Source organism: Nostoc flagelliforme FACHB-838 (assembly GCF_014698065.1).
In the GTDB taxonomy this organism is placed as follows: Bacteria; Cyanobacteriota; Cyanobacteriia; order Cyanobacteriales; family Nostocaceae; genus Nostoc; species Nostoc flagelliforme_B.
Genome location: NZ_JACJSI010000059.1, coordinates 1 through 16734, shown reverse-complemented (window position 1 = coordinate 16734; position 16734 = coordinate 1). Strand labels below are relative to the sequence as shown.

The following is a 16734-nucleotide window of genomic DNA, read 5'->3' as shown; positions in this document are numbered from 1 at the left end:
AATATTTCTGTTAATGATTTGACCGTAGTTTTACTGAAGACAAATTGATGAAATAAAACTGAAAATGTCTTTAGATTTAATTATGTCAATTTCCAAATTATTAATTTATTTTTCTATAAGCAATGACCTCCAATCCTGAACAAAATTTACCCTTATACCGTCATGAAGAAAGTTTACTGCGCCGCATTACAAACCGTATTCGACGCAGCTTAGAGTTGGAAGAAATTATCACAGTGACAACGGCAGAGGTGCGATCGCTACTCAAAACTGACCGAGTGATGATTTACAAATTTCATACTGATGGTAGCGGTCAAGTGATTGCTGAGTCAATTTACGAAAATCGGTTGCCATCACTATTGGGGCTGAATTTTCCTGCTGATGATATTCCCCTTACCGCCCGTGAACTCTTTATTAAATCACGAGTGCGTTCTGTTGTTAATCTTGATACTCAAGAGATTGGTCAAAGTCACCTGCGTGACTTAGAAAATGGAGAAACTATATCAGAGGAGATCCATTACCGCCCTGTAGATCCCTGTCATATTGAATATTTGACGGCAATGGGAGTCAAATCTTCTGTAGTAGCACCCATTATTTACCAAGAGCAACTTTGGGGGCTATTGGTGTCTCATAATTCTGAAGCACGTTTGATTTCAGAATATGAACTAGAAGCAATACAGATGGTGGTCGAGCAGTTGTCAGTAGCGATCGCTCAAAGTACCCTTCTGACACAAGTCCGCAAAACAGCCGAACGGGAAGCTATTATTAACCGCATTGCAACCCTACTACATTCACTACCGACGATTATATTACAACCAGCCCTAGAAGCGGCTGTTGCTGCCTTTAATGGTGTTGGTGGCAGGCTTTGCATTAGAAATGCAGCTTTTGATTTCCATAATAGTAACGCGACCAGCCTAACAGAATGCTTAATACCAGGAAACACTTGCGCCAAGCTTTATATTTGTGGACAGCAACCTGTGATGCCAGAACAAACCATATATCCATTGATAGAGCAGTATAGCGTCTGGCAGGAACACTACAAGTCCTGTGAATATGATGTTTGGGCGATTTTAGATATATATCAAACTCCTAGCTTGCGAAGTTTGCAACCCGCTTTTCAACCAACTAAAATTCGCAGTATGTTGATGATCCCACTCCAGTATCGTCAGCAATTGCTGGGCTACTTAAGTATTTTCCGCGACGAAATAGATACAGAAACTCTATGGGCGGGGCAGTATGACAGCGATCAAAGGCAACTGTACCCCCGACAATCGTTTGAGGTTTGGCGCGAATCTAAAAAAGCACAAGCTCAAAAATGGACGGTGGAAGAAATTGAACTGGCTAGAGAGATTGGTAAACATTTTGCTTCAGCAATTCAGCAGTATGAACTTTACCAACAAGTTCAAACCTTCAATGAAAATTTAGAAAAACAAGTCAAAAAGCGTACACTTGAACTGCAACGGACAGCTGAACAACAACAGGCTGTGTTTAAAGTTATTGCCGAAATTCGTGAGTCTCTTGACACCGATACTATTTTTCAAACAACTACTAAAGAAGTTTGTCAATTAATTAAAGCCGATCGTGTTTCTGTTTATCGTTTTGATTCTAATTGGGGTGGGAAATTTGTCGGCGATTTTGAGGCTGCTAGTCCATATTGGTTGAATCAATCGGAACTAGGTATTAATACCATTTGGAATGACACCTACTTACAAGACACACAAGGAGGGCGCTACCGTTATAACGAAACATTTGCTGTAGATGACATCTATAAGATGGGGTTTACTCAATGTCATATTGACAATCTAGAGCAGTTTCAAATTCACGCTTTTGTGCTTGCTCCGATTTTTGTTGGGCAACAACTTTGGGGTTTGCTGGCAACTTATCAACACGCTGGGCCCCGCCAATGGAAAAAATACGAAGTTAACTTTCTCAGTCAGATTGCAGGTCAAATGGGAGTAGCACTTCAGCAAGCAGAATTACTCACGCAAACAAAACAGCAGACATTAAGTTTGCGACAAGCAGCAGAACAACAACAGGTATTGTTTGAAGTTGTTGCCAAAATTCGGGAATCACTTGATTTAAATACAGTTTTTGCCGCAACTGTGCGTGAAGTCCGTCGCTCTGTGAATGCTGACAGAGTTGTAGTATACCGCTTTGACCCGAATTCTGAACTTGATGAAGGTGAAATTGTTTCAGAGGATCTTCTGCCAGAGTTTACTTCTGCTTTAACATTAAAAATTCAAGACAACTGCTTTAAGAAGAAGTATGATACCCTCTATCGTCAGGGACGTATCCACGCGATCGCTGATATCCACAACTCTGGACTGAATGTTTGTTATGTCCAAATGCTGGATCAACTCCAAGTTAAAGCCAATTTAGTTTTGCCACTAGCTAAAAGTAATCAACTCTGGGGTTTATTGTGCATTCACCAGTGCAACCAACCGCGTGAATGGCAATCTTCAGAAATCCAGTTTGTTACCCAAGTCGCTGCACAGCTTTCTGTAGCACTGGAACAAACTGATTTACTTGAACAAACTAAGCATCAGGCTGTTGATTTGCGACAAGCGGCAGAACAACAACGGGTATTGTTTGAAGTTGTTGCCAAAATCCGAGAATCTCTTGACTTAAATCTAATTTTTCAGACTACTACTCAGGAAATCTGCAAATCACTGCAAGCAGATCGTGTGGCTGTCTATCGCTTTCATGCAGATTGGAGTGGTGAATATATCGCCGAGTTTGTGGGTGATGGTTGGGTAAAACTTGTAGGTTCTGATCTCAAGACAGTTTGGGAAGATAGCTATTTAAAGGAAACCCAAGGTGGACGATATCGCAACAATGAAAGCCATATAGTTAATGATATCTATCAGTCAGGTCATTCTGAGTGTCACATTACGGCTTTGGAGCAATTACAAGTAAGGGCGTATGCGATCGCACCTATATTTATTGGGCAACAGCTATGGGGCTTGCTAGCAGCTTATCAGAATTCTGCACCCCGCCATTGGGAAGCCTCGGAAATTAAGTTCATCACTCAAATTGCCAATCAACTTGGGGTTGCACTCCAACAAGCCCAATTGCATAATCAAACCAAAGAGCAGACAGAAAAACTAGCTCAAACTTTAAATGATTTAAAGCAAACTCAAACCCAATTGATCCAAACTGAGAAAATGTCCTCACTCGGCCAACTGGTAGCTGGTGTTGCTCACGAAATTAATAACCCGGTAAACTTCATCTATGGCAATATCAATCATGTCAATGATTACGCCGGAGATTTGCTCAGTATACTAGACCTCTATTTGCAGAATACCCCTAATCCCAGTCCTGAGATTCGCGATCGCTCTGAAGAAATAGACTTAGAATTTATCATGGAAGATTTGCCCAAAACCCTATCTTCCATGAAAGTTGGAATTGATCGCATCCGACAAATTGTCTTGGGTTTACGGAATTTCTCCCGCCTTGACCACGCAGAAATGAAGCCGGTTGATATTCATGAGGGCATTGATAGCACCTTGCTAATTTTGCAGCATCGCTTGAAAGCAAAACCAGAAAGTCCGGCAATTAAATTAGTCAAAGAATATAGTAACCTTCCCTTAGTAGAGTGCTATGCTGGGCCACTAAATCAGGTATTTATGAATGTTTTAAGCAATGCGATCGATGCTTTAGAAGATTACAGAGAATCTCAATCAAAAACTCATAACAGTCAAATTACCATTCGTACTGCTCTCGGAGAACTCGAAGGTAATGTCAAAAGCATAGTAATTCGCATTACAGACAATGGGCCAGGAATATCTGAATCCTTGAAGGCTAGAATTTGCGATCCGTTTTTTACAACTAAGCCAGTGGGAAAAGGCACTGGCTTGGGGTTGTCAATTAGTTACCAGATTGTCGTAGATAAACATGGTGGTGTATTGAAATGTGATTCTCAACCTGGGTTAGGTACAGAATTTTGGATTGAAATTCCCATTAGACAAATCAACTAATCATAGAAACAAAAAATCAACTTGCATAGTGTAGATTAAGTAAGTCAGCACAATTAAACCGAACTATATAAAGTTTTGTATGGGTAAGGGGAAAAGGTTAAAGGATAAAGATTTTTCCCTTTTCCCCTTACCCTTTATGCTTCTTAACTAAGATGTGCTACCTTACAATTCTTTTTAACTTCTAAGTTGCACCGGCATAGCTAAATAGGTCATTTTCAAACCACCCAATGGTGTAAAAATCACTGGAGTTAGGCTTTGATTCAAATGCATTTGGATTTCCGTAGATGGTAACTCTTTCAAGCCTTCCATCAAATATTTAATGTTAAAAGCAATTTCTATATTCTCTCCAGAAATTTGTGCCGGCATTGACTCTCTACCACTGCCCACATCTTGAGCTTCACAAGATAAGGTAATTTCTTGGGCATCGCTGTCAATACTCACCTTGACAATATTATTTTTCTGATCTGCTAGCACAGCAATCCGCTCCAAAGTACTGACGAATTGTCGCCGTTCAATTGTCACTTGTCGCTCAAATTGACGCGGAATTAATTGTCGATAAGCAGGATATTGCCCTTCTAATGTGCGACTAGTCAAGCGTTGATTTTGCCATGCAAATACAACTTGACCTTGATCGAAATATAAAGCTACAGGTTCATCTGATGAAGCGCTATGAGCTAGCATTCGTTGTAGTTCGCGTAATGCTCTAGCTGGTACTGTCACTTCTACTTGACTAGTTCCGCCTAGAGGACGTTCATTGCTAGTTTCTACCACTGCTAGGCGATGTCCGTCGGTAGCTGCAAATTCTAAGGTATCTTGTTTAACTGTTAAATGCACTCCCGTGAGTACTTGTTTGGTTTCATCACCACTTGTAGCAAACAATGAACCGCGTAATCCCTCAATTAATGCAGCAGTAGTGAGATGGATTACTTCTGTATTTTCAATTACTGGTAGTTCGGGAAATTCTTCCGGCCCCATTGCTCTTACTTGGTAATGTCCACTCTTGGGTGTGAGTGTGACAATTAAACCTTCTCCACCGGGTGTTGCACCTGTGAGCGCTGATTCATCGTCTAGAGTGATTTCGCCTTCAGGAAGACGAGAGGTAATATCTACAAGTAACTTAGCAGGAAGTGCGATCGCACCTCCTTGCCATACCTCTGCGTTAAAGCTGGTGCGGATTCCTAAGCTGAGATCAAAGGCTGTTAAGCTTACTTGGTTAGTTTCAGCATCCGCTTGGAGCAGCACATTGGCAAGTACTGGATGAGTTGGTCGTGAAGGTACTGCACGACTAACGAGTGAGAGATTTGTACTGAGATCGCTTTGGGAGCAAACTAATTTCATAAATCAGATTCAGCTGGTGAAAGATATCGTAACATCCTTATTGTTTATAGGCGATCGCTGTTTTTTGGTTAGTACGTAGATGTAGCCCCCCGTAGGCATTGCTGTTAAATATTGAGGGTTAGTTCCACCAGTCACCAGCACAAAAGACTGGGCTAAGATTTTGCACTTTCGCCCTTTGGGGCGAAAGCGACGATAGGACATTTTATTACTGGTAAGTGCCTAAAATCAAAGCGCCAACGCTAATCAAGCGAAGTTTAAAAACCATTTGTAATAAAAATCACTCTTAACTTTACTTAGGATTCCCAATTCAAACCAAGCGATCGCTAGTTAATCCACAAATTAGTTTTATGTTTTAAAGTAGAAAATAGTTTGATTGAAAGTGATTGTTAGTACCAATGAAAGTTTTAAGGTTAGTCCTGCCAGTGCTGTTGCTGCTAGGCACGCCTGCAATGGCAGTTGAGTTCAAAGGGCAAAATATTGATGGTCAAAAGTTGCCTGCCAAAGCTTACTATTATGCAACTGGTGGTGTCTACAAAGTTCAGGTAAGCTTTCACAACAAGCGGGCCACGATTTACTTTGACGACGGCAACCAAACAACTATACAGTTGAACCAGCAGGTAATTACTGACTCAAACAATATTGAAGGTTTTGGAAAACTAGGGCAATATCCTATAAATAGCACGTTCAGTATTGGCTTGGTGTCTGACAATAATTGGCTCGGCAGTAGTGATGGTCAATTGCGACAGTCAAATCCACTAGAAGGGTTATGGAAAATTAGTTTGGAGTGAATACTCATCAATAATAAAAAATATTTTTCACTTCCGACAGACTAACTCAAGAATATATCCTTTGCTAGATTTGAAGTAACTACCTAATCAATAAAGTAAACTATATTATGATGTGAACACAATAAGTAATAAATGAAAGTTGGCATTCAAAATACAGCAGAAATCCTGGAGCAAGTTCACCAAGTAGAGTCCACATTAGGTCTGAAAAATGAAGCCTGTCGCTCCAAATTTTTAATTCATCCTTACTTCACGTCAAAAGTTTTTTTGTTTTTGCATGGTTTTACAGCAGGCCCTTACCAGTTTGAGCCGATCGGTCAAGCCTTCTTTAACAAGGGCTATAACGTTCTGATTCCTTTACAGCCCGGTCATGGACGCTCAGGGAACTGGAGTCGTCAAAATCCTCCACCACTCCCAACAGATATTCAGATATATCAACAATTTTTGCTCAAATGGTTACAGATTGCAAAAACACTAGGTCAACAAGTTGTAATTGGTGGATTGTCAACAGGTGGAACTCTAGCTGCTTGGTTAGCTTTAGAGCATCCCCAGGAGATTGACCGCGCTTTATTGTTCACGCCTTATTTAGCTAGCCGTTACTCACTATTAGATCAACTTATCAAAATCCTACCAATTTACTTTGAATGGTTCAACAAAGATGCATCTGGCAATTTTGGTTATAAAGGTTTTTGTCTCAAGGCATTACGGATATTTCTTCAGTTGGCAGGGGAAGTTTCAGAAAAGGCTCAAGGCTGTGTTTCCGCTCCTATTTTAATGGTATGTAGTGAAGCAGATCGCGCTGTTAACCTTTCCAAACAACAAGATTTTTTCCGAAAGGTAGTTAAAGAGCAACCGAAATCCTGGTATTACTGTTTCGATGATTCGCTTCACATTGAACACCGAATGATGACAAAACTGGAAGACAATGATTATGAGGAGCTGGTAATTACTCTTGCTAAAGCATTTGTTGAGAGTGATTTAACTTGGGTAGAGTTTGAGCAAATAGCAAAGCAGATAACGCAGGGACAAACCTATGACCAAATTATGCTCAAACTCAACTTTGATGGACAAGTTTCTCAACAGCTATCTGCAATGATGACTCAATCTTTTGGCTGTGAGGATCTCAAGTGCATCAATCCAGATTCCTAAACCCACGGTTCCTTGAAATGCCCAATGTGGGAGCAATTGACCGTAGTCTATAGTGCGATCGCTTTCCACTCGTCCTTTAAGAAAAAGTTGAAGTGACAGTACCATGTTTAAAGGTTTTGGCAATTTGGCATCACAACTCTCTGAATTGCCGTTTAAATAAGATATCAACAGAACAGAACAACCACAAATCGCCAGTTGTTGACCCAACGCTTTAGAATAACTCTTCAAGCAACGAAAAGCGCTTGGTCATCGCTTCTCTACAACTGGCTAGTAATTTACTAGAAAATATATAGCAAATCAGCGATCGCTTGCATACCTGTCCACTTATGCGCGTAGCTTGCCACAGTAGGCGATCTCCCCACACTACCATTAACTCTGGCCACTCCTCCTCTGTCTGGGGTGCTTTATCAGTATTGCGCTAGATTAGACGCTTGGACTTGAGCAACTATATTACCTTTTACAAATTTAGAAGCTCTACCCATTGAGTGACAACGAGCAGAGAATTCATAATTTACAATGCAGCCAGGATATAACTATTAATTAGTTATATCCTGGCTGCCTCATCAAACTTTTAGCATCAGCTGACAGACACTATAAGACTCAATTAATTGCGTCTTTGAAATAATTTTATGTAACAAAATGAAGATTATGAATTTTAAACTTGCATTGTGGCTAATATGGGCTGGATTTATCGCTTATATTTTATTATTGTCACCGCCCTTGCACTTAGATGAAACGCTAACGCTGTTGAAAAATATATTTACTCTTCAGTGGGCTGCTATTAATCCAATTATCCTATCTTTATTTTCTCTAGTGGGTATTTGGCTATTAATTTATAGTGGTTTATTGTTTATTGATGGTAGGATGCAACGGATTTCTTTTTGGCCTTTTGCTATAGCATCAGTGGGTTCGGGTGTAATTGGGCTTTTGCCATATTTAGCTTTGCGTGAACCAAATCAACAATTTTCGGGACAAAAAGATGCTTTTTTGAGCCTACTGGATTCTCGCCTTTACGGTATCATCTTAACTTTTAGCACAGTTGTTTTGCTTGTCTATGGTTTTGCCTTCGGTGATTGGGGAGATTATGTGCAGCAGTTCCAGAGCGATCGCTTTATCAATGGCATGAGTTTGGCATTTTGCCTGTTTTATCTTTTATTTCCTACTGTTCTTGGTGATGATATGGCTCGTCGTCGTTTCCCTAATGCCCAGGTATTTTTAGCGGTGGTGCTTGTTCCTTTGCTCGGTTCTCTTGCTTATCTTTGCCTGCGCCCACCACTGATGTTATCAACTATTCGTGAAGAATCATTAATAACTAATCGGTAAACGCAACAGGTGGGGTAGTCACTAAGTTTACGGTGAGCGCAGTCGAGCTGCGTAGCCTCTCCAAGAGTTGTGTCGAATCCCCTTGCTCCCTTGCCTCTTCTTCAATTGGGTGGAGCGATCGCAGTGAACGCTCTCCTCAACTTTAAAAGTTTTCAGTCTACTGACATCAGTTCCTTTGGACGATACGCTGCTGGAAAAGCACAACCAAAAGTAAGAAACCACCACGGAGTACAAGTTGCCACCAAGGTGTAATGGTTCCCTCAAGATTTAAGAGGTTGTACATCATTCCTAGCAAAATTACACCGGCCAGCGTCGGAAACACGCTTCCCTGACCCCCTGCGAGAAACGTTCCTCCCATGACGGTCGCGGCGATCGCATCCGTTTCCCAACCAAAGGCCGCCACAGGCTGACCCGCCCCTAAACGGCCTGCAAGAACGACACCAGCAAGCCCTGAAAGCAGACCGCTGAATGTGTAGACTAAGAGTTTTACTCGGTTTGGGTTCACGCCCATGAGTCGGGAGGCCTCCTCGTTATTACCGATAGCGAACGTATGCAAACCTAATCGGCTTCTGTGCAGCATAAACCAAGTTGCAAAATATAAGAGGGCAACTATAAGCACGGGGACAGGGATGAAACCAATGAACCCCCTGCCCAGCCAAACAAGTCCCGATGCTGCCGATGGTACGGCAATTGACCTCTCCTCGGTGATGCTCAACGCCAGCCCGCGTGCAGCACTGGCAGTGAATAAGGTAACAACGAACGGTTGGAGCCGCGCACGAGACACCAGAAGACCATTAACTACACCGAGCAACGTGGTGCTGGCAATGCCACCGACAATTGCCACGAAGCTTCCTTGTCCAGCAAGCATTGCTGCGACAACACCCCCAAGAGCAACGAGCGCACCCACAGACAGATCGATTCCTCCACTCAGAATCACCACAGTCATGCCCAACGCCACGATCGCGAGCATACTGTTCTGTCGCATGATGTTCATCAGATTAAGGGGTGTCAGGAAGGTTTCATAACGAAACGATGCGAAAACAGCCAAACTAAAGAGTATGAGCAGCAGACCCTGCGAGGTGAGAAACTTGGCAAGAGACTTTGTAGCAGCCATGACGCGTTAAATCTCCTTAGGACGCTGCAAAAAGATGGCGAAAAGAATGATTACGGATTTGAAAACTAATGACCAGGTAAACGGAATCAGGAGCATATTGAAACTTGTAGAGATTACTTGCATGAGTAAGGCTCCGACAACAGTGCCAAGTATATTTGCACGGCCACCAGAGAAAGGTGTGCCGCCAACAACAACAGCCGCGATCGCATCAAATTCTGCGTTGACACCAACCTTGCTCGGATCGCCCATGCCAAGCCTTGCTGTCTCGACGAGTCCGGCAAACCCGGCAAGCAGGGCGCTAATTATATAAACTATATATTTCACCCGCTCCGCACGGATACCTGCAAGTCGTGCGGCCTCCTCGTTGCCGCCAACTGCAACGATATGACGCCCAAAAAGCGTAGAGCGGATACAAAAGAAAGCTGCTACAATGACGACTCCGGCAATCACAACCTGAATTGGGATAGAACCGAGATAGCCCTTTCCCAGCGCTTCAAATGTGGGATGAGCAAAGGGAACTAGTTTACCATCCCCGACAACCTGAGCAATCCCACGCCATAAGATGAGAGCCGCCAAGGTGGTAATCAAGGCATCAAGTTTCAGACGTGAGATCAGAAAGCCATTGAGCAGACCAACCAGCAAAGCACCGCTCAAGGCGAACAAGATGGCAACAGTCATTCCATACTTAATTAGCAATGCCACAATGACTGAAACCAATGCCATAGTAGAGCCAACCGTGAGGTCGATGCCACGGGAGGCAATGACAAAGGTCATCCCAATAGCAACCAACATTGTCGTGGATACTTGGAGCAACATATTTAAGGTGTTGCTAACTGTAGCGAAACGCGGAGTGAAGACGGCGTTTGCAACATACAGAATTAGCAGTGCCGCAAATGCACCGAAGTTTGGGTTCCACAGGGTTCCCCAACCCAGATCAGGCTTCTTACTCTTCATTGTTTGTCCTGCTCCAATACTGCTCGGTTAAAGGGAAAAGGGTAAGGGGAAAAGGAGTGGAAGGCTCGATATATAAGGTTTTTACCCTTTAACCCTTTCCCTTTCCCCCAAAACCCGACAAGTATTGTGTCCTGCTCTGTTTCCAACTATTTATCGGCGGCTTCTTGATGATTTGCACCTTCCGCCATTGCGTGCAAAATTGTCTTTATGTTCTTCTGTTCGCCACTGAGTTCCGCGATTGATTGCCCGTCACGCAGGACGATAACACGTTGCGAACCTTCAACTAGCTCTTCCACTTCCGATGAAATCATCACAACCCCTAACCCTTGCTCTGCTAGTTCGGCGATCAGCTGCTGGATCTCGCGCTTTGCACCAACATCAATACCGCGAGTCGGCTCATCCAGGAGAAGAAGTTTTGTATTCTTGCACAGCCATCGCGCCAGAAGTACCTTTTGCTGATTGCCGCCTGATAGTTCGTGGATCTTCTGCTCGGCGCTGGCTGCCTTAATGCCAAGACGCCGCATGAAACGCTCTACAAGCTCGTTCTGTTGTTTCCTGGAAACAATGCCCCATTGCGTAAGGTTCGGTAGTGCAGCAAGCGTGAGGTTTTCGCGCACCGAAAGCTCAGGGATGATGCCATCCGCCTTGCGATCCTCTGAAAGGAAAGCTATCCCAGCGTCGATCGCATCATGGGGATCGCGCAGGGATAAAAGACTACCTTCGAGTTTTACGGTTCCACCCTCAAGGGGTTCAGCGCCGAACAGGGCACGTACCGTTTCACTTCTACCAGAGCCGAGCAAACCCGCAAGCCCAACGATTTCGCCATGCCGCATTTCAATGGAGACACCATTGAGTCGTTTTTTATATTTGAGAGCTTCCGCCTGAAGCAGTACTGGTCGATCTAGGGTGTTTTGCGACTGTCCTGTAAACGCCGTGACTCCTTTGCTTACCTCTTCAGGCTGACGACCTAGCATATAGCAAACGAGTTCTAGACGATTGAGCGTGGACAGCGATCGCGTCACGATGTTACGCCCATCACGCAGTACCGTCACGCGATCGCACACGGCATAAAGTTCTTCAAAACGGTGGCTGACGTAGACGATGGATGTCCCTTCCGACTTTAGCCGCCGCATGACGTTAAAAAGAACAGATACTTCAGTTTCCGTAAGCGAACTAGTGGGTTCATCAAGGATAAGCACCCGCGCCCCAAAGGATATGGCACGGGCGATCGCCACCATCTGGCGATGGGCAATATTGAGCGAACCAACCACTGAGCGCGGATCGATCTGCAACCCCAGGCGCTCCAGGATATCCGCCGCCCTAGTATTCATGACCCGTCTATCAATGATGCCGAAGCGATGCGGCTCCCTGCCAAGAAAAATATTCTCGGCAACAGTTCGGAAATCCACAAGCTGGATCTCTTGGTAGACGGCTACGATGCCTGCCGCCTGCGCTTCGGTCGGGTTCGGAAATGCAACGCTGTTCTGGTCGTACTCCATAACACCCGAATCCCGTCGATAAGCCCCCGTCATAATCTTGATGAGCGTCGATTTGCCAGCACCATTTTCTCCGACCAGTGCATGAATCTCGCCTGGGCTCAGTTCAAAATCCACCCCCCAGAGCGCTGGCACACCGGAAAAACTTTTTTTTATCCCCGTCATGCACAGGACAGTTTGAGTAGCCTGATTCATCGGCTTTACCTAGTTTTTGTCTTCATTGCCGATAGTGGAGATCCTTCACTTTGCACAATAGACAATAGTAAGTAATCTTTTTTATCTATCGTGGAGGCTCAGGAAAATTCCAGGTTATCTTTTTTCCATTTTAGAGTGAGAACTACTTATACCAATTCTTTAAAATCCGGCAACACACTCAAACCCCGAAACCCAAACAATATATGACTTGCTTAATTACGAATTATGAATTACGAATTACGAATTACGAATTACGAATTGGTATTAGTATGCTTCATCTACAAAATCCTTAGCGTTGGTCACGTCGAAGAGTCTATCTTTGAGAATAATCCTAGTCGGAATTTTCTTGCCAGCAAAATACTCTTCCATCGTGGCAAAAACAAGTTTGCCGAAACGCGGGTTTGACTCGACACTGACGCCAAGCTCACCACGGATAATCGCCTCAAGTGCGGCTTTCTGACCATCAATTGAACCGACTATTACATCCTTGCCTGGCTTCATGCCTGCGGATTTGAGAGCCTGGATAGCACCTAATGCCATTTCGTCGTTGTGAGCATACACTGCGGTGATGTCGGAACCCTTAGCCTGGATGATGTTTTCCATTACCCGCTGGGCCGCCGCTCGTGAAAAATCCGCCGTCTGTGTGGCGACGATCTTCATGTTAGGATACCTGGCGATCGCATCACGAAACCCCTTAGCCCGATCAATTGCCACCGATGAACCCGCTGTTCCAGTGAGTTCCACGATGGATGCTTTGCCGTCGCTTGCCTGGGCTAGCCATTCGCCAACGCGGCGGCCTTGGGCGATAAAATCCGACCCCAGAAAGCTGACGAAATGTTGGCCTGGTCTTCCCGCCGCTTCACGGTCGATGAGAAAAACCGGTATTTTTGCCGCTCTCGCTGCTTCGAGGGCGGGTGTAAGACCTTCATACTCCCGTGGTGCAAGAAATATGACATCAACTTGTCGTGCGATTAGATCCTCAATGTCGGCAAATTGCTTTGATGTTTGCCCCTGGGCATCTGTCATCAGAAAATCATAAGTTTTTTTACGCTTGGCGGCCTCCTCCTTAATGCTGTTTGTTTCGGCAATGCGCCACGGGCCGATGTTCTCCGTCTGCGAAAATCCGACAATTTTTTTCGTTTTCTCGCGCACACAGCCAGACAGCGAAAAAGCCGCAACAGTAATCACAATGTAAGCGCTAAATACCAAGAACTTTGGCATATAGGCTCCGATACCTGAGCATCCAAAACAGGTTTGATTCTTCATAACCCCATCATGTCTGAACGCTACATTGAGCTTATCTCAAAACAAAGACTATAAAAATAAAATGTTGGGTTTCGTTCCTCAACCGCAACCGACAGATATTATAAGTGTTTAACCGAACCTGATATTATTAATTTTAGTATTCAAGTTAATGTGCAATTTTATTACCATACAAATATAGGCTATGGGGAATTTAACTCGAATACAGGTGTGATTGTCATTGACTCAGACCCCACAGAGTTTGGTTTAGAGAACTTACCATCTGGCAATTTTGCAATTTCTGGTGAAGGAGAAGATAGACTCTTTGGAACTGTTAGTGGTAGCGCTGTACTTGATTTCCCAAATTCTGTAGGAAGTGTGAATAATACTATATCTATTACTGATGGCACTGGCAGATTTAGCGGTGCGACTGGAACGCTCCGGCTTTTGGAAAATCTTACACTCGACAACCCAGACATAACTGCTCCTGTAACAGGTTTGCCTTTAATTTCAGGTTCAGTTCAAACATTTCAAACAGTTCCAGAGGCAAATCAGATAACAGGACTCCTTTCTTTGGGAGTGATTGGTTTTTCTGTATTGAATCGTCGACGCAGGTTTTGACTAATTTAATCAGTCTGCTTATTTCCAGCGTGCTGTATTAGCTGTTAATCCTGATCAAAAAAACTGTTATAACAAATTTTTTATCTGTATTTGAGTTAATAACTTTGTTGAAGTCCCGTAGCAAGTCTTCTTCCGCATCCCGCTCTTGCCCGAAATTGAGGCTCGTAAAGCATCGAATGCCTGCTTCTAGATTTCTTTGCCAGCGAAAAGGAAATAAATCAAAGTAGCATAGCGATCACTGTGCTACTTTGAGAGCATCACGAAATATCTGTCCGATGGCAGTAACTTCCAGCGCACTAGAACGAACGCCAGGGTCAATATGCCTTAATCTACGTAGGTTCATTTTTATCTAATATCTAGGCTTCACCAACTAATGGGAATGGTAAGCAAGTTCGTAGTAAGCACAAAGCGTTGTTATTTTCTAATCACTAAAATGCTTACTACAAACCTCAAAGCTAGCGTGAGAAAAGTATTAGGTAATCACAGTTGGCTGTTCCCGTCCCGTCAGTTCCCGGATTTGGGCTATCTCCTGGGCAATAGTGATTAAAGAGGCAAGTGCTTGCTGTGGCTCAAGGTCATGTTTGGCGGGATCTTGCTCGTAGCTTTCTAGATAAACTCTCAGAGTCGCACCTTGAGTACCCGTACCAGAAAGTCTCACCACAATGCGGGAGCCATCGGTAAAGCCAATGCGAACACCCTGTTTCTCGCTAATGCTGCCATCAACAGGGTCGGTATAACTAAAGTCATCGCTGTATTCAACTTCATAGTTACCGAATTGCTTACCTTTAAGGGTTGGCAATAAGGAACGCAGTCTTTCTATTAGAGTATTGGCTGGCCCTGTTTCTATCTCTTCATAGTCATGGCGGGAGTAATAATTGCGCCCATAGGTTTGCCAGTGTTCACGTACAATCTGCTCAACAGATTGTTGCCGGACTGCTATGATATTCAGCCAGAACAGAACAGCCCATAGCCCATCTTTTTCGCGGATATGGTTAGAGCCGGTACCAAAACTTTCTTCACCGCAAAGAGTAGCTTTACCCGCGTCCAAGAGATTGCCGAAAAACTTCCAGCCAGTCGGTGTTTCATAAGATTCAATCCCAATCTGAGCAGCAACTCGATCTACTGCTTGGCTAGTAGGCATTGATCGCGCTACCCCGGCTAAACCCTCACTGTAACCAGGAACTAGCTTGGCATTTGCGGCTAACACTGCAAGGCTATCGCTAGGGGTGACAAAGAACTTATGCCCTAAGATCATATTGCGATCGCCATCTCCATCAAAAGCTGCCCCAAAATCTGGTGCATTGTCTCCGTACAAAATATCCACCAACTCATGGGCATAAACCAGATTTGGGTCAGGGTGTCCGCCCCCAAAGTCTTCTAGGGGTGTACCATTTTGCACAGTTCCCACTGGTGCGCCCAAACGTTGCTCAAAAATGGTATGAGCATAAGGCCCAGCCACTGCGTGTAAGGCATCAATGCTGAACCGAAAATTTCCTTTTGCTAACAGTTGCTGAATCCGTTCAAAATCAAATAGGGACTTCATTAACTCTTCATAATCCTGTACGGAGTCAATCACCTCAACTACCGTCTTTCCCAAATGTGACTCACCTAAAGTTTCTAAATCTACATCTGGTGCTTCCAGAATTTGGTAGTTATCAATCACTTTAGTGCGATCGTAAATAGCCTCTGTCACCTTTTCCGGCGCTGGACCACCATTGCTAATGTTATATTTCACACCAAAGTCACCATTTGGCCCGCCCGGATTGTGACTAGCAGACAAGATGATGCCACCAATAGCCTGATACTTGCGAATAATCGCAGAAGTCGCAGGAGTAGACAAAATCCCCTGTTGACCAACTTTAATCCGCCCAATACCATTAGCCGAAGCCATTTTCAAAATGATTTGAATAGCTTGGCGATTGTAATAACGGCCATCACCACCCAAAACTAAGGTTTGTCCCCGCAAGTCCCCCACAGAATCGAAGATGGATTGAATAAAATTTTCCAGGTAGTGGGGCTGCTGAAAAACTCTAACTGCTTTCCGTAGCCCAGAAGTACCAGGCTTTTGGTCGCTTAAGGGAGTCGTAGAGACTTTATGGATATTCATAGATAATGTTTAACAAAGCATTTTTCTTTTACAGCTTTGCATAAGTTCGTGACAAAAAAATTCCCACTCAAGGGGAATGGTCAGATTGGGGATACCTTTAACGCGAGATTTTTGTAAAGTATTGGAGTGAAAAAACAAAATTTTTGACGATTAAGATTATTTAGTTTGACTATGACTTTACGTCATGTAAGTAGAACGGCGTGGAAAAACCAAACTATGTAAAGATAAATAAATACAGAGAATGTATCTACTGAGGTAAGCAAGATATGGGTGCTCGTATAAGGGTATTCTTAACTCGTGAAGATCACAAAACCCTGTTAAACCTAAGAACTGTGGATGTACCACAGAAAGTTAAAGACCGAGCAGAGGTGGTTAGGCTAAATGCACATGGCTGGTACGTGGAAAAAATAGCTGCCCATTTTAATTGGACTCCTCA

General features: G+C 43.8%; 13 protein-coding genes. 5 read left to right on the top strand and 8 right to left on the bottom strand.

Annotated features, from left to right (window positions below; genetic code table 11):
* Window positions 1-122: 122 nt before the first annotated feature.
* The gene (locus tag H6G97_RS23655) at window positions 123-3974 is read left to right on the top strand and encodes a GAF domain-containing protein (RefSeq protein WP_190943080.1); all 3852 of its coding nucleotides are present in this window, start codon (window positions 123-125) and stop codon (window positions 3972-3974) included.
* A gap of 174 nt (window positions 3975-4148) precedes the next feature.
* Here H6G97_RS23655 and dnaN read toward each other — a convergent pair whose 3' ends face one another.
* Both dnaN and H6G97_RS23645 read right to left on the bottom strand, forming a co-directional pair.
* Window positions 4149-5312 carry a DNA polymerase III subunit beta gene (gene dnaN, locus H6G97_RS23650; protein ID WP_190943079.1) on the bottom strand — a complete coding sequence of 388 codons (1164 nt, stop codon included), beginning with the start codon at window positions 5310-5312 and terminating at the stop codon, window positions 4149-4151.
* A gap of 9 nt (window positions 5313-5321) precedes the next feature.
* Window positions 5322-5513, bottom strand: a complete 192-nt coding sequence (locus tag H6G97_RS23645) for a hypothetical protein (RefSeq protein WP_190943078.1) — start codon at window positions 5511-5513, stop codon at window positions 5322-5324.
* A gap of 194 nt (window positions 5514-5707) precedes the next feature.
* On the opposite strand from H6G97_RS23645, the gene H6G97_RS23640 reads away from it, so the two are divergent.
* Complete coding sequence (locus H6G97_RS23640; protein WP_190943077.1) at window positions 5708-6100, top strand: hypothetical protein; 393 nt, start codon at window positions 5708-5710, stop codon at window positions 6098-6100.
* 132 nt (window positions 6101-6232) lie between these two features.
* Window positions 6233-7246: an alpha/beta hydrolase gene (locus H6G97_RS23635; RefSeq protein ID WP_190943076.1), complete on the top strand. Its 1014-nt coding sequence runs from the start codon at window positions 6233-6235 to the stop codon at window positions 7244-7246.
* A 211-nt stretch (window positions 7247-7457) separates the two neighbouring features.
* Here the strand turns inward: H6G97_RS23635 and H6G97_RS23630 are convergent, their stop codons facing one another.
* Window positions 7458-7616, bottom strand: a complete 159-nt coding sequence (locus H6G97_RS23630; protein WP_190943075.1) for a hypothetical protein — start codon at window positions 7614-7616, stop codon at window positions 7458-7460.
* 278 nt (window positions 7617-7894) lie between these two features.
* On the opposite strand from H6G97_RS23630, the gene H6G97_RS23625 reads away from it, so the two are divergent.
* Window positions 7895-8569, top strand: coding sequence for a hypothetical protein (locus H6G97_RS23625; RefSeq protein ID WP_190943074.1), 675 nt, complete (start codon window positions 7895-7897; stop codon window positions 8567-8569).
* A 166-nt stretch (window positions 8570-8735) separates the two neighbouring features.
* On the opposite strand, the gene H6G97_RS23620 is transcribed toward H6G97_RS23625, so the two are convergent.
* From H6G97_RS23620 to H6G97_RS23605, 4 genes are all read right to left on the bottom strand, one after another.
* Window positions 8736-9515, bottom strand: coding sequence for an ABC transporter permease (locus H6G97_RS23620; protein WP_242055151.1), 780 nt, complete (start codon window positions 9513-9515; stop codon window positions 8736-8738).
* A 174-nt stretch (window positions 9516-9689) separates the two neighbouring features.
* Window positions 9690-10637 (bottom strand): ABC transporter permease, encoded by a 948-nt coding sequence (locus tag H6G97_RS23615; protein ID WP_190943072.1) that lies wholly within the window; start codon window positions 10635-10637, stop codon window positions 9690-9692.
* A 146-nt stretch (window positions 10638-10783) separates the two neighbouring features.
* The gene (locus H6G97_RS23610; protein ID WP_190943071.1) at window positions 10784-12328 is read right to left on the bottom strand and encodes a sugar ABC transporter ATP-binding protein; all 1545 of its coding nucleotides are present in this window, start codon (window positions 12326-12328) and stop codon (window positions 10784-10786) included.
* 264 nt (window positions 12329-12592) lie between these two features.
* Window positions 12593-13594, bottom strand: a complete 1002-nt coding sequence (locus tag H6G97_RS23605; protein ID WP_242055148.1) for an ABC transporter substrate-binding protein — start codon at window positions 13592-13594, stop codon at window positions 12593-12595.
* A 150-nt stretch (window positions 13595-13744) separates the two neighbouring features.
* Between H6G97_RS23605 and H6G97_RS23600 the strand changes: the two genes are divergently transcribed.
* Window positions 13745-14191 (top strand): hypothetical protein, encoded by a 447-nt coding sequence (locus H6G97_RS23600; RefSeq protein ID WP_190943070.1) that lies wholly within the window; start codon window positions 13745-13747, stop codon window positions 14189-14191.
* A gap of 472 nt (window positions 14192-14663) precedes the next feature.
* Here H6G97_RS23600 and H6G97_RS23595 read toward each other — a convergent pair whose 3' ends face one another.
* Window positions 14664-16298, bottom strand: coding sequence for an alpha-D-glucose phosphate-specific phosphoglucomutase (locus H6G97_RS23595; RefSeq protein ID WP_190943069.1), 1635 nt, complete (start codon window positions 16296-16298; stop codon window positions 14664-14666).
* Window positions 16299-16734: the final 436 nt, after the last annotated feature.

Excerpts from the sequence above, each read along its gene's own strand:
- H6G97_RS23595 (WP_190943069.1), bottom strand. The coding sequence starts at position 16,298 with ATGAATATCCATAAAGTCTCTACGACTCCCTTAAGCGACCAAAAGCCT.
- H6G97_RS23630 (WP_190943075.1), bottom strand. The coding sequence starts at position 7,616 with ATGGTAGTGTGGGGAGATCGCCTACTGTGGCAAGCTACGCGCATAAGT.
- H6G97_RS23615 (WP_190943072.1), bottom strand. The coding sequence starts at position 10,637 with ATGAAGAGTAAGAAGCCTGATCTGGGTTGGGGAACCCTGTGGAACCCA.
- H6G97_RS23635 (WP_190943076.1), top strand. The coding sequence starts at position 6,233 with ATGAAAGTTGGCATTCAAAATACAGCAGAAATCCTGGAGCAAGTTCAC.
- H6G97_RS23645 (WP_190943078.1), bottom strand. The coding sequence starts at position 5,513 with ATGTCCTATCGTCGCTTTCGCCCCAAAGGGCGAAAGTGCAAAATCTTA.
- H6G97_RS23610 (WP_190943071.1), bottom strand. The coding sequence starts at position 12,328 with ATGAATCAGGCTACTCAAACTGTCCTGTGCATGACGGGGATAAAAAAA.
- H6G97_RS23625 (WP_190943074.1), top strand. The coding sequence starts at position 7,895 with ATGAATTTTAAACTTGCATTGTGGCTAATATGGGCTGGATTTATCGCT.
- H6G97_RS23655 (WP_190943080.1), top strand. The coding sequence starts at position 123 with ATGACCTCCAATCCTGAACAAAATTTACCCTTATACCGTCATGAAGAA.
- dnaN (WP_190943079.1), bottom strand. The coding sequence starts at position 5,312 with ATGAAATTAGTTTGCTCCCAAAGCGATCTCAGTACAAATCTCTCACTC.
- H6G97_RS23640 (WP_190943077.1), top strand. The coding sequence starts at position 5,708 with ATGAAAGTTTTAAGGTTAGTCCTGCCAGTGCTGTTGCTGCTAGGCACG.
- H6G97_RS23620 (WP_242055151.1), bottom strand. The coding sequence starts at position 9,515 with ATGACTGTGGTGATTCTGAGTGGAGGAATCGATCTGTCTGTGGGTGCG.
- H6G97_RS23605 (WP_242055148.1), bottom strand. The coding sequence starts at position 13,594 with ATGAAGAATCAAACCTGTTTTGGATGCTCAGGTATCGGAGCCTATATG.